This window comes from Allokutzneria multivorans (genome assembly GCF_039537405.1).
GTDB lineage: Bacteria > Actinomycetota > Actinomycetes > Mycobacteriales > Pseudonocardiaceae > Allokutzneria > Allokutzneria multivorans.
The window spans coordinates 168,868-187,429 of the sequence record NZ_BAABAL010000018.1; the positions used below are offsets into that span (position 1 = coordinate 168,868).

Sequence of the window (18,562 nt, forward strand, 5' to 3'; positions counted from 1 at the left end):
TCACTCACCCGCGTTCACGGGCCGGTAGATCCGGGGGTCGGTCGCGCGCATCGTCGTCGACACGTTGTGCTGGTTGAAGCCCTTGAAGCCGCCACGCCGAGCCAGGTTCTCCAGGTGCGAGCCCGCGGCGCCGAGCCTGCCGAACTCCTCGGCGGTCTCCTCGCTGATCTGCCCGGCCGCGACCAGCTCGGCCAGGCGCAGCTGCCGCACGGGCCAGCGCTCCGCCTCGGTGAAGGCCTGCCGCAGGTGCGGGAAGTCGGAGAACGGCTTCATGTGGCCGACGCCGAGCACGCCGAGGTCCTCGCGCAGCCGGTCGAAGTCGAACTGGCCCTCCAGGTGGTGCATGCCCGCTGCCAGGATCGACTCGCCGTGCAGAGCGCACCACAGGCCGACCGTGCCGAGCTTGCCGCCCTCCTGAAGCTCGACGTGCGCGAAGTCCAGGTCCACGTCGGACGGGTTGAGGTCGACGTCAGCGAAGATCACTCCACCACAGCCGGGGTGCTCCAGCACCTGCGCGCCCCAGCCCGCCTCAGCGCCCGCGTAGAAGCGCTCCCGCACGGCAAAACCCAAGGTCGTGAGCAGGGTGATCAACCGATCGAAGCATGCCCGGCTGGAGCGGAACGTGTGGTGGTCGTTGTTGCCCCAGCCGAGCCCGAGGCGGTCCTGGCGCGAGTGCTGGAGTACCGCAGCTGTGTTGCGGCGCTGCCAGTACTGCCGCTCCAGCTCCAGGAAGTAGCTCGCCGCCAGGTCCTCGCCGACGAGCTTCACCACCTGGCCCATCAGCTCCGTCGCCGCGCTCACCTGCTCCGGCCCGCCCGAGCCGCGCGGGCGCTCCGCCAGCAGCCGCCACGCCTGCGCCGAGCGCAACACCTCGCCCGGGTCGAACTCCTGCGGAGTGATCCCGCACGACCACGACCGCCGCTCCACGCCCGCGATCACCACGGCGTCGGAGCCGGAGACCACCGCACTGCGGTATCCCGAGCGCGGGCTGCCCTGCACGCCGGCCGCCGAGCCCTGCGCGACCGCGAACACCCCCGCGTCGTCCACCCGCAACGCCACCAGGCGCCGATCGCCAGGCACGATCGCGGGCAGCTGCGCGCCGGGGTGCCGCCACAGGTCAGGCAGCACTTCGACGTAGCCGACCTCGATCAACTGCTCGTCGGAGACCGGGCCGCCGATGTGGTCCAGCCAGTCCTGCAACCGCGTCGAGGTCCGCGCGCCCAGGCTCCGCGCGAGCGCCGACAACCGGGGACTGTTGAGCACCGCCGCGTCGACCAGCTCGTCGACCAGGGCCTCCGCCCTCGGCTGCAACTCCCACGTGAACTCCGCCATCACCACTCCTACACGCAGTTGAGTTCGGGCCGGTGCGCGTTGCGTGATCCAGCACTGAAGCGCTGGGCGCTGAGGCTGCTCACGTCGATCACCGGAGTTCGTCGGAGGTAGAGATCGCGTACCACTTCGCCGACCGCGGGTCCCTGGAGGAACCCGTGCCCGGAGAAGCCGGTCGCGTACAGGAAACGGCCGACCGAGGCGTCCTCGCCGATCAGCGCGTTGTGATCGGGGGTGACCTCGTACAACCCGGCCCACCCCGAGGCAACGCCCACGTCCAGCAGACCCGGCGCGCGCCGCCGCATCGCCTCGGCCAACCCCGGCAGCCACGCGTCGTCGCGGTGCAGGTGGAAGCCGGGCTCCTGGTCGGGATCGGACATGCCCATGAGCAGCCCGCGTCCCTCGCGGTGGAAGTAGAAGGTGCTCGCGAAGTCGATGGTGAACGCCAGCTCCGGCGGCAGGTCGGAGATCGGCTCGGTGACCAGGACCTGCCGCCGCAACGGCGTCACCGGCAGCTCCACGCCAGCCATCGCGCCGACCTCGCGCGACCACGCTCCCGCCGCGCAGATCACGGTGTTCGTGGCGATCGAGCCCTGGTCGGTGTGCACCGCGCGCACCTCGCCGCCAGCGGTGCCGATGCCGGTCACGGTGACGTGCGTGCGTAACCGCGCCCCAAGCCGCCGCGCGGCCGTGGCGTAGCCGAGCACCACCGACTCCGGCGTGCAGTGCCCGTCCTCCGGGGAGAACGCCGCCGCCAGCAGCCCGTCGGTGTCGATCAGCGGGGACAACCGCCGAGCTTCGTCGATGTCGATCATGCGGCTGGGCACGCCCAGGGAGTTCTGCAACGCCACGTTCCGCTCGAACGCGGCCACGTCCTCCGACCGCGACAGCAGGAAGAGGTAGCCGTCGCGCTGGAGATCGATCTCCTGACCAGGGCGTTCGGTGAAGCGGGCGAACGCGGCGAGGCTGCGCGCGCCCAGTGCGATGTTGATCTCGTCGGAGAACTGGGCACGGACCCCGCCCGCCGCCTTGCACGTCGAGCCCGACCCCAGCTCCGCGCGCTCCAGCAGCAGCACGTCGCGCACCCCGGCCTCGGCGAGGTGGAAGGCGATGCTCACGCCCATCACCCCACCGCCGATGATCACCACCGCCGCTGATGTGTCCACTTAGGACAGCCGGAAGTCCAGGTCGGCGGAGACCTCCAGCACGTCCATCTGCGCCTTCTGCAACTTGCCGGAGTAGTCCCAGTTCATCGACTGCCAGCGGGTGAACTGGTCCAGCACCCACACCCCGGACTGGCGCGAGCCGTTGCCCGAACGCCCGTTGCCGCCGAAGGGCAGGTGCGCCTCCGCGCCCGAGGTCGAGTTGTTCACGCTGACCATGCCCGCGCCGATGCCGTCGCGGAAGCGGAAGGCCTTCGCCGGGTCGGTGGTGTAGATCGAGCACGACAGGCCGTAGCCGGGGAGGTTGCCCAGCTCGACCGCCTCGTCCAGCTCGCGGTAGGTCGTCACGCCGATCAGCGGGCCGAAGGTCTCCTCCAGGAAGATCCGGTCGTCGGAGCGCACCCCGTCCACGATCACCGGGTGGTAGAACAGCCCGGCTTCCGGATCTCCGACGAAGTCCTTGCGCGGGTTGGCCGAGGTGATCCGCCCCGTGCCCGTGGAGCCCAGCACGCGGTGGTGCTCGCCGATCCAGCCCAGGTGCCGCTCGTGGTTCTCGGCGAAGCGCGCGTCCAGCAACGGCCCGAACAGGACCTCCTGCGCCGGATCGCCCACGCGCGCCGCCTCGGTCGCCGCGACCAGGCGGTCCAGGAACTCCGCGTGCACCGACTCGTGCACGATCGCCGTGCCCAGCGAGGTGCAGCGCTGCCCGGCGGTGCCGAAGCCGGAGAACAACGCGCCCTCCACCGCCAACTCCAGGTTCGCGTCCTCGGTGACCACCATCGGGTTCTTGCCGCCCAGCTCCAAGCACGGGGTCTGGAGGTGTCGCCCGCACAGCTCACCGACCCGGGAACCCACCTCGGTCGAGCCGGTGAAGCCGACCTTCTGCACCAGTCCGTGCTCCAGCGAGCGCTCCAGACCGCTGAAGGTCTCCGACCCCTCGGCGAAGACCAGGTTCAGCACCCCCTCGGGCAGACCACCGCGCGTGAACAGGTCGAACACCGCCTTCGCGCTCGCGGAGGCGTACTCGGCGGGCTTCCACACCACCGCGTTGCCGCACAACAGCGCGGGCACCAAGTACCAGGACGGCACCGCCACCGGGAAGTTCCCCGCCGTGATCACCGCCGCCACGCCCACCGGCGCGCGGAAGGTGAACAGCTGCTTGTCCGGCATCTCCGAGGGCACCGTCTGCCCGTACAGGCGACGGCCCTCCCCCAGGAAGAAGTCGCAGGTGTCCACGATTTCCTGCACCTCGCCACGCGCCTCCGCCAGCGGCTTGCCGATCTCACGGGTCACCAGCCGCGCCAGCGCGTCCGCGTTCGCCGACACCAGCCGGCCGATGTTGGCGATCACCTGACCGCGCACCGGAGCCGGGACCCGCGCCCACTCCCGCTGCGCCGCCTTGGCCGCCTCAGCCGCCTTCACGAAGGTCCCCGCGTCGCCCAGTTCGACCTCCGCGACCAGGTCAGCGGTGTCGGCGGAGCTGGTCGAGCGGTAGACGGCAGTGCCGGGAACAGGGGCGCCTGCGACAACGGAGGCAAGACGAGACACGGAAAGTCCTTCCTGGGGGCCTCACCCCACCTTGGCGGTGGAGCCCGGCCACGCCAAGAGGGAGCAGACCACGAGCTGATGGCCTTGAGCGTAAGTTGTGCTGATGCTCAACCCGTTGCACCTGCGCACGCTGTCCGTCGTGGTCCGCACCGGGTCCTTCGCCGAGGCCGCCCGCGAGCTCGGCTACACGCCGTCGGCGGTGTCCCAACAGATCTCCGCCCTCGAACGAGCGATCGGCCTCCCCCTGTTCGAGCGGTCCGCGCACAGCGTCCGCACCGCGGACGCCGCCCACTTCATCGCCGAGCGCGGCGCCGAACTCCTCGCCGCTCTGGAGGGCTTGCAGGAGGAGATCGGCGCGTTCACCTCCGGGCGGCTCGGACGGCTGCGGTTGGGCACCTTCCCCACCGCGGGCGCGCGCGTCGTGCCGCACGCGATTGCCAGCCTCACCCGTGACCGGCCCGAGGCGGAGATCCTGCTCGACGAGAGCGAGCCCGACGACTGCCTGCCCGCCGTGCTGCGCGGAGACCTCGACATCGCTTTGGTCTACGCCTACGACCTCGTGCCCCGCAGCTGGCCCGACGAGCTGACCGCGACCGCGCTGCTGGAGGAGTCGCTCGTCGTGCTCCTGCCCAGCTCGCACACTGCGGCCCAGGGCGCGCGCGTGCGGTTGGAGTCCTTGCGCGAGGCCACGTGGATCGCCAGCCGCGACGGCTCAGCGGGCTCGACGTGCTTGTTGAGGTTGTGCGCCGCTCACGGCTTCGTGCCGCGCATCGCCCACCGCAGCAACGACTACGACGTCGTCCAAGGCTTGGTGTCCGCGGGCGTCGGCGTGGCGCTCGTGCCCGCTCTGGGCCACCAGCCCTCCGAGGGGCTCCGCGCACTCCGACCGTTCGGGAACCCCGTGCGGCGCACCGTCCTCGCGCTGCACCGCACCGCGAACACCAACCCGCTGCTGCCACCCGCGCTCGCCGCCTTGACCGCCGCGTGCGAGGCCGTGGCCAGCGACTTCCTCACCCCCACCACGCGAGCGACGGTGCCGCCGACGGTTGGGGTGTCTTCAAGACCCACAAACCCTCCTGTTGATCATCGTTAACCGCCGCAAACCCAGCGGCCTGACGGGGGTTTGCTGTCGTTGGAGACGGCTGGGGTGGGGGTTGGGTGGTCTTGAAGACCGCTGAACCCCTCGGGGCATAAAAATGGCCGCTGGGGCCCGATCTTCCCCAGCGGCCGGGTGGTGCGCGGTCAGACGCGCTAGGTGGCCTTCCCCCGCACCCACCAACGCCGTTTGGCGGCGACGCGGACGCGGCGGCCGGTGCGCAGCGCGCGCTCGCGGCGGTAGGCGACCTCGGCCTTGACCTGTTCCTGGCTCCACATGTCCATCTCGGACCCCTTCGCTCTCGGTGTGGTCACCAGAGTTGCCGTAAGGCGTGGGGCCGGACATCGGACGATCACGTGCTTCGGGCCTTACGACCCCTTACATACGACCGTTCGGGCCCCCTTACCCGACACGAGAAGGAGGCCCGAACGGCCGGAGTGGTGTCACGATCACGCCCCACCAATGGCGCAACGCCAGGAGGGCACCCCTGCCGCACCCTGCTGTCGTCATCGTGACAACCCGACCGGCAAGTCCACAGTGGACTTCCCGGGAGGTTTGTTGTTGAAGCTGAAACAAGCATGCGCCGCGCTCCGGCGGTTACCGAAGCGGAAACACCTGTTCGTTAGCGATTCGTGGCTGGATCACCTCCGGCTCGCGGGAAGCCCGAGCGCGGCTTGGAGGGCGCGGCGGATGCGCGTGGAGCGGACGGCCTCGGGGGTGGTGCCGGTGGTGATGGGTGGGAGGGCGGACTCGCACAAGGAAACCGCTTCGGCGGGGGCCGCGGCGGACAAGAGCAGGGCGCGTTCGTGGGCCGGGAGGTCGGCGTGGGTGAGGGCCCAGCGGTAGAGCGGGAGCCAGGGCCACGCGGGGCCGTGGTGCTCCTGCTCGCGGATGCGGATCGTGGCGAGCAGGGTCCGCCACCACTCGGCGGAGTCCTCCGGTGTGGGGCGGCGTTTGGCCAGCCACGATTCGCGCTCGGCGGGGGTCGCGGAGCGGAGATGGGTGACAGCCTGCTTGTTCAGGCTGGGGAACTCCTTGGTCGGGCGCGGTTGGTGGGGAGCCCAGACACCGCGAACGCGCCCGTCGTCCACCACGATCAGCACGGCGGCGTCGGGCTGCCACCAGCCATTCGGAACGGGCTGCAACGAGAACCCGCGCGCCGAGACCGCCGCGTGCACGGAGGAGAACAGCAGCTGCTCCGGCGGAACGACCTTGAAGGTCCAGCCCAGCCACGGGTCCTGTGGAGTGCTGCGAGTCCACGAGAACTCCGCAACCGAGTAGGCGTGGGTCAGGGAGCGGCGGCTGCGGTTCACCACGAAGTCCGTGCCGAGGATCTCCGCGACCTCCTCGGGCGTGCAGTACGCGTCGGCTCCCCGCACGGTGCCCGAAGTGATCACATCGACCAGGAAGTCCACTACAGCAACCTGAGCTGCGTGGCCTTGCGGCGCGGAGGCTGAGCGTCGCCGATGCGCTCAACCACGTCGGAGTCCAGGTCCGAGAGGAACGGCGACGGTGGCATGGGCCGCGAAGAGCCCTGGCGCACGCGCTGCGCGGCGTGGCTGAGGTAGAGGTGCCGCTGCGCGCGGGTCATGCCGACGAAGAACAGCCGCCGTTCCTCGTTCTCCTCCTCCTGGTCCGGCTCGGCGCCGGGCCACCGCATGGGCAGCAGGCCGTCCTCGCAGCCGACCATGAACACGACGGGGAACTCCAAGCCCTTCGCGGCGTGCAAGGTCAGCAGCGTGACCAGGTCGGCCTTCGGGTCCCACGTGTCGACCTCGGCGCCCAGCGCGATCTCGGTGCGGAAGCGCTCGATGTCGTCCCCGCAGCGGCGCGCCAGCGGGGCGAGCAGGTCGATCGCGGCGTGCGCCTCGGGCGTCGCGGCCTGGTGGATGCGCTCGATGACGCTGCCGGAGGTGCCCTCGAAGTGCAGTTCGCGGACGATCTCGCGGACGCCGGGACGGTCGGCGAGGCGGTCGTGCGAGCGCTTCTGGAACGGCACGCCCGCCCTGGTCAGCGCCTCCATGATCGCCTTGGCCTGCGCGTCGGTGCGGTAGAGCACCGCGAAGTCGGCGAAGCCCAGCCCCTGGCTGCCGTCGCCGGTCACGCGGCCGCTGTCCAACGAGTGGAAGGACGAGCCGCCGAGCAGCTGATCGATCGTGCGCGCCACGAACGCGGCCTCGCCGTGCTCGTCGGTGGCGTGGTGCAGCCCGATCAGCGCGGGCTCGGGGTGGTGCCCTGCGGGCGTCAGCTCGCGACCGGGCACGAGCGTGGTCGGGGTGATCGCCTGCACCGCCCCGGCCAGGATGTGCGGGCCGGAGCGGTAGTTGCGGGTCAGCTGCACGGTCCGCGCGCCGGGGTAGTCCTGCTGGAACCGCAGGAAGAACCCGACGTCGGCGCCCCGGAAGCGGTAGATCGCCTGGTCGGGGTCGCCGATCGCGGTCAGGTTGCCGTTCTCCGGCGCGAGCAGGCGCAACAGCCGGTACTGGGTCTCATCGACGTCCTGGTACTCGTCGACGGAGATCCACTGGAAGCGCTCGCGGTAGAGCGTGGCGACCTCCGGCGAGGACTCCAGCAGCCGCACGGGCAGCGCGATCAGCTCGTCGAAGTCCACCAGGTCCTTCGCGCGCAACGCCTTGGTGTAGCGGTCGGCCAGCTCCGCGTCGGCGGGCAGCGCGGACAGCTCCGACAGAGCGCGCTTGGCCGCCTTCTCGTCCTCCAGCAGCTCGGTCAGCACGGCGAGCTGCGCGGCCTCGTCAGCGATACAGAAACGCGAGGTCAGGCCCACGAGCGCGTGGTGCTCGCGCAGGATTCGCACACCGAGGGAGTGGAAGGTCGCGATGGTCAGCTTGGCGGCGTGCTCCGGGACGAGCGCGCCCAGCCGCTCGGCCATCTCCTCGGCGGCGCGGCGGGTGAAGGTGATCGCCAGGCACTGCTGAGCCGGGACACCGCACGCGGTGACCAGGTGCGCGATCTTGTGGGTCAGCGTGCGGGTCTTGCCCGTGCCCGGACCGGCGATGATCAGCGACGGGCCGTCGGTCAGCTCGGCAGCGGCGCGCTGGTCCGCGTCGAGCCCGCCCAGCAACGTGCTGTCGGAAACCCGAGCCGAACGCGCGGGCGCCTCGACCACGGGCACCTCGACCGGCGCGGGCGCGGCGTAGACCTTGGGCGCTGGAGCAGGCTCCGGCGCCGCATCCAGGTCGAACAGGCTGGGGTTGGCCCTGGACTTGACGCGGTCCAGCTCGCCGGGCTCGAAGAGCTTGATCACGCCGTACTCGCCGTCGTAGCCGGAGTCGCGGATCACCTCACCGCGCCGCAGCCGGGCGATCGCCTCGCCGACCAGGGTCGAGGACGCGCTCAGGTCGTCGAGCGGCACATCGTCCAAAATGGACAGTTCGGGCCCGTGCGCCGCGGTCAGCGCGGCGACCTCGGCCTGCACCTTCTTGCTCTTGGGGCCGACGCCGAGGATCTCGCCCATGATCTCCGGCAGCGGGATCAGGTTGCGGAAGCTCGCCGCGCCCTCGGGCCGCGTGCCGTACGGCCGGTCGGCCAGCTCGGAGATCCGGTTGAGCACGCCCACGGTCAGCGGTTTGCGGCACTCCGGGCAGATCGAGCCGTGCGCGCGGGTCTGCTCCGGCTCCATCCGCACGTCGCACTTGCGGTGCCCGTCGAGGTGGTACTTGCCCTCCTCGGGGAAGAACTCCACGGTGCCGCCGAAGCCGTCGCCGGTCTCCAGCGCGCGGCGGATCGCGAAGTAGTCCATACCGGTGTCGAAGACCGTGGCCTCGCGCCCGAGCATCGGCGGGGAGTGCGCGTCGGAGTTGCTGACCAGGCGGTACTTGTCCAGGCCGGAGACCTGCCAGTTCATCGCCGGGTCGCTGGACAGGCCCGTCTCCACGGCGAAGATGTGCTCGGCCAGGTCCACGTAGCAGTCCGCGATCGCGTCGAACCCGGACTTCGAACCGAGCGCGGCGAACCACGGCGTCCAGATGTGCGCGGGCACCAGGTAGCCGCCGGAGCCGCTGGAGAGGGTGATCTCCAGCAGGTCGCGGGAGTCCAGGCCGAGGATGGGGCGGCCGTCGGAGCCCAGGTTGCCGATCCGGCCCAGGCGCGCGTTGAACTCCGCCGCCGACTCGAAGTCCGGCATGTAGATGAGGTGGTGGACCTTGCGGGTGCGGTCGCCGCGCTTGTAGATCGTGGAGATCTCCACCGAGAGCATGTAGCGGACCTCGCCGCCGGCACAGCTCGGCGGTACCGCGCGGCGGATGTCGCGGTCCACGTCCTCGCGCATGCGGAACAGCCCCGGCTCGGCGGGCACCAGGCACTCCTGGAGGTGCTCGAACCACGCGGGGTGGGTGAAGTCGCCCGTGCCCACCAGGGAGATCCCCTTGAGCCGGGCGTACTTGGTCAGGTGGTGCAGGTCGCAGTTGCGGCTGCACGCCCTGGAGTACTTCGAGTGGATGTGCAGGTCGGCGTAGAAGCGCACCGCGTGATCTTCGCAGAGGGGACTGACAGTCCCCCGCACTGGCAGGATCTCGCCCATGACACAGGAACCCCGGTCGCTGGTGGGCCCGGTGCTGATCAGCTCGCGCACCTTCGCCAACTACCTGAGCCAGTTCGCCGTCACCGAGGACGACCTGCTGGCCGGTCCGGTGCTGGACTGCCCCGGCGGCGCCGCCGACTTCGCCTCGGAGCTGCGTGCGCGCGGCGGGCGGGCGGTCAGCGTGGACCCCTCGTACAACCTCTCCGTCGAGGACCTGACCGCGACGATCGACGCCGGCCTGACCCAGGTGATCGAGTGGGCGAGGACGCAGCCCGGCCGCTTCACCTTCGACGAGGACGGCGTGTGGGAGCACTCGCCGGTGTGGCAGGACTCGGCGAAGCGGTTCCTCGCCGACTTCGCCCGCGACCGAGCCGAGGGCACCGGCCACTACCGCGCGGCACTGCTGCCCGAACTGCCCTTCGAGGACGACAGCTTCGCGCTGGCGCTGTCGGGCTTCCTGCTGTTCACCTACGCCGACCAGTTCGACCACGCCTTCCACCTCGCGGCGCTGCGGGAGCTGCTGCGCGTGGCTCCCGAGGTCCGCCTGCACCCGCTCACCGACTCCTCCGGAGTGCCCTATCCGAGGCTGGCGGAGCTGCTGGAGACCCTGGCCGCCGAGGGTGTCCGGTCGCGGGTGCTCACGGTGGAGGGGACGAGCGACCCCAACGAGAACCAGGCGTTAGTGCTGATCAGAGGCTAAGTACTACGCCTGTGGTACTACAGCTGCGGTGACGGTGCTGGTGCCCTGGACGCCGGTGGGCGGCCCGGTCGGAGAGCCACACCAGCATCGTCGCCGCTTTTCCTCCCACCCGATCGCGGGACACGGCGAGGCATTCGGCGAGCAGAGTGGGACCTTCGTTGACCATGACGACCACGATCGCCGGTCGGAGTACGTGTCCCGGCCAGAACCATCACGGCCCTGACGTACGTCCACACCTGATGTGAGGGATCGACACGACGTCACCTCCGCCGACGACGCCGTGCTGCTGCGCGGGGTCGTGCGGGGTGACCGCGCGGCGTTCGACGAGCTGTACCGCCGCCACGCCACCTGGATCACCCTGCGCCTGCGCAGGCGCGCCCGCGACGAGGACCTGGTCGCCGAGGCGTTGCAGGACACCTTCCTCACCGTGTGGCGTTCGGCGGGTTCCTATGCTGGGCGCGGCGAGGTCGCGGGGTGGCTGTGGACGATCGCGGGCAGCAGGCTCATCGACGCCGTGCGCAGGCGCTCGCGCCGGGTCGAGTCGGTCGGCGAACCCGAGGAGGGCGTGCTCACCGCTCCCTCCGCCGAGGACGAGGTGATGGCGCCGCTCTACGACGCGCGGCTGGCGTCGGCGCTCAAAGGGCTCGCGCCGGAGCTGCGCGAGGTGCTCCAGGCGACGGTGCTCGACGGCCTGACCTCGAAGGAGGCCGCCGTCCTGCTGGGCATCCCGGAGGGAACGGTCAAGACAAGGGCCCGGCGGGCCAGGGGAAGCCTCAGGGAGGCAATGTCATGAGTCGGCAGTGGCACGTTCCCGAGCCGACGCTGGTCGCCTACGCCGTCGAAGACCTCTCCGACGTGGACAGCTGGTCCGTTGAGGCGCACCTGGTGGCTTGCGCGGACTGCCGGGCGGCGCTGACCAGGGCGAGCGCGGGCACCCCCGCGTCGGCGACGGTGGACCTGGTGCGCGAGCGGATCGAGCTGGACCTGCCAGCGCGGCGCGCTCCGATGGGGTGGACGCGCCAGTTCTTCCTGGTGCTGCGCGGCGCTCCCGGAGCACGGTCGAGCTGGTTGCTGGCGTTGGGCCTGGTGCTGGTCGCGGCGAGCCTGCTGGACGCTTCGCCGCTGTCCAAGGGCTTCGGCGAGCCGGGCACGTGGTGGTTCGCCCACGGCTCCTACGTCGTGCTGGTGGCGCCGTTGTTGCAGATCGCCGGGGTGGCGCTGTCCTACGGACCGTGGATCGACCCCTGTCACGAGATGACCGGGAGCACCCCGCTCGGCGGACTTCGGCTGCTGTTGATCAGAACGCTGCTCGTGCTGGTCACGGTCGTGCCCGCGACGCTGGTCATCGGCCTGTTCACCGAGCGCGGAACCCCGGTGTTGACCTTGTTGCCGGGGCTCGGGCTGACCTCGCTCACCCTCGCGCTGGGCTCGGTCGTCCAGCTGCGGCACGCGGCACTGGTGGTCGGTGGCGGCTGGCTGACCGCGTGCGTGGTGCCGCTGCTGGTGAAGACGGTCCCGCAGGTGCTGGCCTCGCCGTTGCCGGTGGTGTGGGTGCCGGTGATCATCCTGTCGTCGGCGACGGTGCTGCTGCGCCGACGCTCGTTCACCTACGCGCCGCAACTTGTCAGGAGCTGAGGCCGTCATGCCGCAGGTAAAGACGCACAAGCTGGTCTTCGGCTACCGCAGGCGCCAGGTGATCAAGGGACTCACGCTGAGCTTCGGCACCGGGGTGCACGGGCTGCTCGGGCCGAACGGCGCGGGCAAGACCACCCTCATGCGCATGCTGGCCACGGTGAACCGGCCGGACTCCGGAACGCTCACCGTGCTGGGTGACCCGCTCAGCTCGGAGGCGGGACTGCGGTCGGTGCGCAGGCGCATCGGTTACCTGCCGCAGGCCTTCGGCTTCTACCCGCGCTTCACCGTGCGCGAGTTCGTCGAGTACTTCGCCTGGCTCAAAGAGGTGCCGCGCGGGCGGCTCAGCGACGCGGTGGACCGGGCGATCGAGCGCGTCGGGCTGGGCGAGCGCGCCGACGACCGGCTCAAGACGCTCTCCGGCGGCATGCTCCGGCGCGTCGGCATCGCCCAGGCGATCGTCAACGACCCCGAGGTGCTGCTGCTGGACGAGCCGACGGCGGGCCTCGACCCGGAGCAGCGGATGGACTTCCGGGTGCTGCTGCGCGACATCGGCCGGGACAACTGCGTCATCACCAGCACCCACCTCATCGAGGACGTGGCGGCCGCGTGCACCGCGGTGACGCTGATCGACTCCGGGCAGTCGGTGTTCCAGGGCACCCCCGCGCAGCTCATCGCCGCGGGTGACCCCGACTGCGACGGCGACACCCCGGTGGAGCGCGGCTACACCAGCGTCCTGCGCGCCTTCCGAGCGGCGAGCTGAGTGCTGCTCACCGAGTACCGGCGCGGAGCGGGGCCGCTGCTCACCCTCACCGTCGCGGCGCTGGTCTGGCTCAGACTGTTCGGGCTGGTCTTGCGGTTCCCCGGGTCGTGGTTGGACTCGGCGACGGAGGTTCTCACGGCACCGATCGCACCGCTGGTGTTCACCGCCGCGGTGTGGCAGGCCAGCCGCGAACGCCGTCGCGACATGGACGACCAACTGGGTTCCTCGGCGAGAGCCGCGTGGCGCAGACGGGGACTGACCTGGGCATCGATCGTTCTCGGTGGTGCGCTTGGCGTGGCCCTGGTCGTTGGTGTGGCCGTTGTGCTGCTGGTGGCGCGCGGGGCGTATGCGGCGCCGGGGTGGTGGTGGCCGCTCATCATCACCGTCCTGGGTATCGGCGCGGACGCGGCGCTGGGGGTGTTGGTCGGCGTGGTGTTCCCGTGGCCGCTGCTGGGGATCGTCCTGGGGGTGGCGGCCTACGTCGTGCTGAGCGAGGGGCGCGGCCCGTTCCGGTGGTGGCCGCCGTTCGACGGATACTGGACGCCGGATGCCGGGCCGCACTCGCTGATCGCGCTCACGCTCGGAATCGGAGTGCTTGCCCTGATCACGTTGGCTTCGCGACACCGCATGGCGTTGCTGGCGGTGCCGTCCGCTCTGGTGTGCCAGATGTTCCTCGACGACACGACCTCGTTCTGGCGGGTCGACCCGCGTGCCGGGGAGCTGGTCTGCCGAGAGTCCGTCTGCACGTCCCGCGCGTCCGTCCACACGCTCGACACGGTCTTCGCGATCGCCAAACCCTTGCTGGACAAGGTCGCGGGCATACCTGGCGCGCCGACCACCGCCGCCCCCTCGAACACCGGCGCAAGCCTGTGGGTCACCGGCATGCACACCGGTTGGGACGGCAAGCAGCTCTTCGAGCCCGAATCTCCCAGGTACAAGCGCTTGCTGGTGCAGACCGTCGTCACCGCCCGGTGCGCCGCCCACGACGAGCTGTCGGCTGCCGCCTCGGCGTGGTGGACAGGTGTCGTGTCCTCGCCCCAGGAGCAGGCAGCCTTGGCGAGGGTGGAACGGCTCTCCCCCGAGGCTCAGCGCACGTGGTTCGGCGACTACTTGAGCGCGCTGCGGCGCTGCGACGCCGCCGCGTTGGCGGCGCTGCGATGACCCGGGTCCTGTGGACGGAGTACCGGCGCGGGACCGGGCCGGTGATCACCGCGATCACCGCTGTGGTGAGCCTTCTGTTCCTCTACGACGAGGGCTACGGCTGGCCCGGCCCGTGGATGCGCTTCGCCGTCGACTTCCGCAGCATGCTGCTCGTCCTCGGCCCGGTCGTGGTGGTGCTCGGCGCGTGGCAGGCGGGCCGGGACCGTCACCACGGGCTCAACGAGGTGTCGGCCAGCACCCCACGAGCGCCGTGGAAGCGGATCGCGATCACGTGGTGTTCGATCACGGGCGCGGCGTGGCTCGGACTGCTCGTCACGCTGGCCGTCAACGTCGCGGTGATCGCGCCGCACGCCGACTACCTGGGCGGCGGGTGGGCGTGGATGATCGCGGGCGCGTTCGTCGGCGTCGGGGTGCACGCGGCGCTGGGCGTCGCTCTCGGATCGGCGATCCCCGGGCGGCTCGTCGGCCCGGTGGTCGGACTGGGCGTGGTCGTGGTGTTCGAGCCGATGGTGATGTCGCTGGGCGGAGGCACCGCGCAGCTCGTCACGTTGCCGCCCTTCATGTGGCTGAACGGGCCGCCTGCCCAGCTGTGGGCCTGCACTCAACTGCTCCAGCTCGCGTGGTTCGCCTCGGTGATCGTGCTGCTGCTGGCCGTCGTGGCGGCGGGGCGGCTCGTCGTACCGGTCGCGGTGGCCGTGGTGCTCGGGACGGCGCTGTCCCTGCTCCCGGTGGAGGACTTCATCGGCGTCGATCCCCGGGCTTCGGAGCTGGTGTGCGTGCCGAAGGTGTGCGTGACACGAGAAGACGCGGGCCTGTTGCCGCTGGTCACCGACGCGGCTCGACGGATGCTGGCTCGGGTCGCCGACGTGCCGGGAGCGCCGAGGGAAGCACTTCCGAGCACGCGGGCGGGGGTGTCTGCGCCGATCTCGGTGCCCGACGACGTGCGCACGTGGAGCGGGCGCATCCGCCACGACGACACCGAACTGCGTCGCGCGATGGTCTCCAGACTCCTGTACTCCCCGTGCGCCAGCGTCGGCACCGGGTGGCTGACTGTCGTCGTTGAGGGCTGGTGGGTCGGGGAGTTCTCACCTGAGCGGCACTCCCCAGAGGCCGCCGCCTGGCTCGCCCGGGTGAAACAGCTCCCCGTGCCGGAGCAGAACGCCTGGATGGGTCGTGCGCTGAGCGCCCTCCGAACCTGTGGCCGCGCCGAGCTGAGCAGCCTTCGGTAACGGCTGCAGCAGGCCGCGCCCGCGCGGCCGACGAGCGTGCTCACCCGGCGACCTTGTTCGCCGTCGTAGATCCGCCGTTGTGGTCAGGCCCGCGCTGGTGGCCTGACCACAACGAGGTCGGAGCGGCTCAGGCCTTGACGACCTTGAAGCCGGTCCAGTTCTTGACCTCCTTGCCCCGGGCGGGGCAGGCGATCTTCGTGGAGCCGTTGTAGAGCTGCACCTTGTAACCGGACTTGCCCCAGCACGCGGTGACCGTCGCGGCGGTCGAGCCCTTGCTGAACTGGCCGCCCTTGCCCCGGCAGACCCAGTCCAGACCGCGCACGGTCTCGACCTGGACGCCTGCCACCGCGTTGGCGACCCCGGTGCACGAACCGGCGGCCGAGGCGACCCCGGTCCCGACGGTGAACAGTCCGGCGGCGATGACGGTCGCGGCGGCGAACGCGGAGATCTTGCGCATCTTTTGGAGACCCTTTCCCGCTAACACGAATCCTGCGTTCGCAGGTTGACACGCGAGCGTCGACGCGGGCGAGTCACATCGGAATCTCGCGGTCGTGTTTCGAGCTGGGCCGAATGGCGCTCAGTAATAGCCCGTCCCGCCGTCGAGCAGCTCCCGAATGGCGTCCATGTGCCCGAGGTGCCGCGCGGTCTCCTCCAACATGTGCAACAGGACCCAGCGCACGGAAGCCTGCCCGACCGGCCACTTCCGGTTCTTGCCGATGTCGTCGAGGGAAAGCCCGGCCACGATCTCGTTGGACCTGTGGCACTGCCGTTCGTATTCGTCGAGCAACTGGGCCAGCGGAACGCCGTCGACCTTCATGTCGGCGTCCTCGTCGGATTCGTCGAACTGCGGTCCGACGGCCGGGGCGTCGAGCAGCATCACCTCGAACCACATCTGCTCGGTCCAGCGCATGTGCGAGAGCAACCCGGCCATCGTCATGTTCGGCGACGCGGGCAGAACGGCCCGGTGAGCGTCGGTGTCGGAGACCCCTTCGCACTTCCAGCGCACGATGTCGCGCTGCATGTCCAGCCAGCCGACCAGCTGGGTCCGCTCGTCCGCGGTGAACGCGGGGCGCTTGCGTTGGCTCATGCGCTCGGACGCTACGTCACCCGAGCCCGCGCGGCGCGGTATTTGTCCGGGCAGGAGAAAGGCCCGGCGCCCCTGCTGCGCCGGGCCTTTCTCATTTCGTCGCGGAGGACTGGGAGCGGAGGGTCATCCCGTCATCCGCGGAAAGCGTCCTTCACCTTCTCGGCGGCCTGCTTCAGGTTCGCCTTCACCTGTTCGCCCTTGCCCTCGGCCTGCCACTGCTCGTTGTCCGTGGCCTCGCCGACCTTCTCCTTGGCCTTGCCCTTGAGCTCATCGGCCTTGTTCTCGATTTTGTCCGAGTCGCTCATGTCGCCTCCGCCGTTGTCGATGTCGATGTCAGCTCTTGGTGTGTCGAACTTCGGGTTCCCGGCGGCGACACCGCCAAACGCGTTACTCGTGAAAAATCTTGGGCCAGGTAGTTGCCTGAAGCACTTCTCGTTGTGACACAACGGAAAGCTTGCCCCGGTACACAGGAGATCATGAAGGGTTACGCCGTCGTCGACGTCGAGACCACCGGACTGCTCCCCGGCATGCACCACCGCGTCGTGGAGGTCGCGGTGGTGCACCTCGACGCCCACGGCGCGGTGACCGGCGAGTGGTGCACGCTGCTCAACCCGCTGCGCGACCTCGGCCCCCAGCGCATCCACCGCATCACAGCCGCCGAGGTCCGCAGGGCCCCGACCTTCGACCAGATCGCCGGAGAGCTGTCCGCTCAGCTGGCCGGTCGGGTGCTCGTCGCCCACAACCTGGCCTTCGACCTGGGTTTTCTCACCGCGGAGTTCGACCGCGTCGGTGTCAGCACGCCGTTGGAGCTGGAGTCCGGGCTCTGCACGATGGCGCTGGCCGAGACCTACCTGGACTCACCGTCGCGCTCGCTGGCCACGTGCTGCCGCGTGGCGGGTGTGGTGCTGGACCACGCGCACTCCGCGCTGCACGACGCGCACGCGGCCGCTGGGCTGCTCTCGGTGTACCTGACGCGGTGCGGGCGGCCGGAGCCGTGGTCTTCGCTGCTCAGCTCCGCCGCGAGCCTGTCGTGGCCGCACTTCGACGAGCCGGGACGGCGGCCCGTGCGCCGCGCGGTCGCCGGTGCTGAGACCGAGCACTTCCTGGCGCGCCTGGTGGACACGCTTCCCCGCGTGCACGAGCCCGCCGGGGCCGAGCCGTACCTGGCCGTGCTCGACAAGGCGATGCTGGACCGCTACGTGTCGTTGAGCGAGCAGGACGAGCTGATCGAGGTCGCCGCGACGCTCGGCCTGGACCGCGAGACCGTGGAGCGACTGCACCTGGGCTACCTCGAAGCCCTCGCGGCGGCCGCGCGGCGCTCCGGCTGGGTCGGGGAGTCCGAGCGCGCCGAGCTGCGCGACGTCGCGGGGATGCTCGGCCTGCCCGACGATGCCGTGACACAGGCGTTGAGCTCCGGAAAGGCCCAGGCGCGCAGGGGTTTCCGGCTCCAACCGGGTGACAGGGTGGTGTTCACCGGCGACACGATGCTGCCGCGCGAGGAGTGGGAGCGGCGTGCCGTGCGTGCCGGCCTGGTGGTGCGGCCTGACCACGTCAGCGGCAAGACGCGCCTGGTCGTCGCGGCCGACGCGGACACGCTCTCCGGCAAGGCCAGGCAGGCGCGCGAGCGCGGGGTCCCGGTGATCACCGAGGCCGCGTTCCACCGCCTGCTCGCGGCCCTCGACCGGGATCAGCGGTGATCGGCTACGTCGCGATCGGACAGGGCCCCGGGCACGACGGCGCCGACAGCGTCGCGGTCTGGCACGTCGGCCTGGACGGCACGCACACCGGAGCGTGGCTGCTGTCCCCCAGCTCCGCCGCGCACCTTCCCGCGCTGTGCTCCGACCGCTCGCTCGCGTCGTGGGACCCCGCGCGCACCGTTCAGCTCCTGCGCGACCGCACCGGCTTCACGCCGTCGCACTGCACGTCGATTCCCCTGCTGTTGAACGATGTCCTGGCCGCTCGACGCTCCCAAGTGGACAGTCCGAAGTGGACTCGCGTGATCCCTGATCCGCTACCGGACACCGCGATGGCGTTCCGCCGGGCCGTCGGGCTCGTGCGCCCGGAGGACGCCTGCCCGTCCGCGACCCGAGCCCTGACCACGGCCCGCATGCTCACCTGGACCATCGCCGCCCACCACGAGACCACCACCCCGCACCTCCGCCTCGCCCACGCCCTCAACGCACGTCGAGGCGAGGGGGACGGCTAGGCCCTGTCCTGTGAGTCACCGGGTCTGCCGGTCTTCAAGACCACCCAGCCCCCACCCCAGCCGTCTTCAACGACGGCAAACCCGGCAACACCGCAGGGTTTACGGCGG

18 protein-coding genes are annotated in these 18,562 nt (G+C 70.7%); 9 read left to right on the plus strand and 9 right to left on the minus strand.

Features of this window, described 5'->3' with window-relative positions; genetic code table 11:
* Genes ABD798_RS24815 through ABD798_RS24825 form a run of 3 tightly spaced genes read right to left on the minus strand, consistent with a single transcriptional unit; the run spans window position 1 to window position 4,040 of the window.
* A complete protein-coding gene (locus ABD798_RS24815; RefSeq protein WP_344879208.1) occupies window positions 1-1,332 on the minus strand; it encodes a hypothetical protein in 1,332 nt (443 codons plus the stop codon).
* A gap of 8 nt (window positions 1,333-1,340) precedes the next feature.
* Window positions 1,341-2,495, minus strand: coding sequence for an NAD(P)/FAD-dependent oxidoreductase (locus tag ABD798_RS24820; RefSeq protein WP_344879210.1), 1,155 nt, complete (start codon window positions 2,493-2,495; stop codon window positions 1,341-1,343).
* Complete coding sequence (locus tag ABD798_RS24825) at window positions 2,496-4,040, minus strand: aldehyde dehydrogenase family protein (protein ID WP_344879213.1); 1,545 nt, start codon at window positions 4,038-4,040, stop codon at window positions 2,496-2,498.
* Window positions 4,041-4,143: 103 nt separating this feature from the next.
* On the opposite strand from ABD798_RS24825, the gene ABD798_RS24830 reads away from it, so the two are divergent.
* Window positions 4,144-5,133: a LysR family transcriptional regulator gene (locus ABD798_RS24830; protein WP_344879216.1), complete on the plus strand. Its 990-nt coding sequence runs from the start codon at window positions 4,144-4,146 to the stop codon at window positions 5,131-5,133.
* 158 nt (window positions 5,134-5,291) lie between these two features.
* Here ABD798_RS24830 and ABD798_RS24835 read toward each other — a convergent pair whose 3' ends face one another.
* The 3 genes from ABD798_RS24835 to ABD798_RS24845 all read right to left on the minus strand — a co-directional run bounded on the left by ABD798_RS24835 (window position 5,292) and on the right by ABD798_RS24845 (window position 9,619).
* Complete coding sequence (locus ABD798_RS24835) at window positions 5,292-5,450, minus strand: hypothetical protein (RefSeq protein WP_344879219.1); 159 nt, start codon at window positions 5,448-5,450, stop codon at window positions 5,292-5,294.
* Between the two features lie 327 nt (window positions 5,451-5,777).
* Window positions 5,778-6,551: a hypothetical protein gene (locus ABD798_RS24840; RefSeq protein ID WP_344879221.1), complete on the minus strand. Its 774-nt coding sequence runs from the start codon at window positions 6,549-6,551 to the stop codon at window positions 5,778-5,780.
* Window positions 6,551-9,619: a UvrD-helicase domain-containing protein gene (locus tag ABD798_RS24845; protein WP_344879224.1), complete on the minus strand. Its 3,069-nt coding sequence runs from the start codon at window positions 9,617-9,619 to the stop codon at window positions 6,551-6,553. The genes ABD798_RS24840 and ABD798_RS24845 overlap by 1 nt, the downstream gene beginning before the upstream one ends.
* 55 nt (window positions 9,620-9,674) lie before the next feature.
* On the opposite strand from ABD798_RS24845, the gene ABD798_RS24850 reads away from it, so the two are divergent.
* From ABD798_RS24850 to ABD798_RS24875, 6 genes are all read left to right on the plus strand, one after another.
* The gene (locus ABD798_RS24850) at window positions 9,675-10,376 is read left to right on the plus strand and encodes a class I SAM-dependent methyltransferase (RefSeq protein WP_344879227.1); all 702 of its coding nucleotides are present in this window, start codon (window positions 9,675-9,677) and stop codon (window positions 10,374-10,376) included.
* Window positions 10,377-10,617: 241 nt separating this feature from the next.
* Window positions 10,618-11,169 (plus strand): RNA polymerase sigma factor, encoded by a 552-nt coding sequence (locus ABD798_RS24855; RefSeq protein WP_344879229.1) that lies wholly within the window; start codon window positions 10,618-10,620, stop codon window positions 11,167-11,169.
* Window positions 11,166-12,011 carry a zf-HC2 domain-containing protein gene (locus ABD798_RS24860; protein WP_344879232.1) on the plus strand — a complete coding sequence of 282 codons (846 nt, stop codon included), beginning with the start codon at window positions 11,166-11,168 and terminating at the stop codon, window positions 12,009-12,011. Before ABD798_RS24855 ends, ABD798_RS24860 begins: the two co-directional genes overlap by 4 nt.
* A 7-nt stretch (window positions 12,012-12,018) precedes the next feature.
* On the plus strand, window positions 12,019-12,771 hold the full coding sequence (locus ABD798_RS24865) for an ABC transporter ATP-binding protein (RefSeq protein WP_344879235.1): 753 nt from the start codon (window positions 12,019-12,021) through the stop codon (window positions 12,769-12,771).
* Window positions 12,772-13,932, plus strand: a complete 1,161-nt coding sequence (locus ABD798_RS24870) for a hypothetical protein (RefSeq protein ID WP_344879238.1) — start codon at window positions 12,772-12,774, stop codon at window positions 13,930-13,932.
* Window positions 13,929-15,161 carry a hypothetical protein gene (locus ABD798_RS24875; protein WP_344879240.1) on the plus strand — a complete coding sequence of 411 codons (1,233 nt, stop codon included), beginning with the start codon at window positions 13,929-13,931 and terminating at the stop codon, window positions 15,159-15,161. Before ABD798_RS24870 ends, ABD798_RS24875 begins: the two co-directional genes overlap by 4 nt.
* A gap of 127 nt (window positions 15,162-15,288) precedes the next feature.
* On the opposite strand, the gene ABD798_RS24880 is transcribed toward ABD798_RS24875, so the two are convergent.
* The 3 genes from ABD798_RS24880 to ABD798_RS24890 form a co-directional block, all read right to left on the minus strand.
* Window positions 15,289-15,618 (minus strand): hypothetical protein, encoded by a 330-nt coding sequence (locus tag ABD798_RS24880; RefSeq protein WP_344879243.1) that lies wholly within the window; start codon window positions 15,616-15,618, stop codon window positions 15,289-15,291.
* A gap of 120 nt (window positions 15,619-15,738) precedes the next feature.
* Window positions 15,739-16,248 (minus strand): DinB family protein, encoded by a 510-nt coding sequence (locus ABD798_RS24885; RefSeq protein WP_344879246.1) that lies wholly within the window; start codon window positions 16,246-16,248, stop codon window positions 15,739-15,741.
* 131 nt (window positions 16,249-16,379) lie between these two features.
* Complete coding sequence (locus ABD798_RS24890) at window positions 16,380-16,553, minus strand: CsbD family protein (protein WP_344879249.1); 174 nt, start codon at window positions 16,551-16,553, stop codon at window positions 16,380-16,382.
* Between the two features lie 171 nt (window positions 16,554-16,724).
* Between ABD798_RS24890 and ABD798_RS24895 the strand changes: the two genes are divergently transcribed.
* Together ABD798_RS24895 and ABD798_RS24900 are read left to right on the plus strand one after the other, a co-directional pair.
* A complete protein-coding gene (locus ABD798_RS24895) occupies window positions 16,725-17,945 on the plus strand; it encodes an exonuclease domain-containing protein (protein ID WP_344879252.1) in 1,221 nt (406 codons plus the stop codon).
* Complete coding sequence (locus tag ABD798_RS24900) at window positions 17,942-18,454, plus strand: DUF6218 family protein (RefSeq protein ID WP_344879254.1); 513 nt, start codon at window positions 17,942-17,944, stop codon at window positions 18,452-18,454. The genes ABD798_RS24895 and ABD798_RS24900 overlap by 4 nt, the downstream gene beginning before the upstream one ends.
* Window positions 18,455-18,562: the final 108 nt, after the last annotated feature.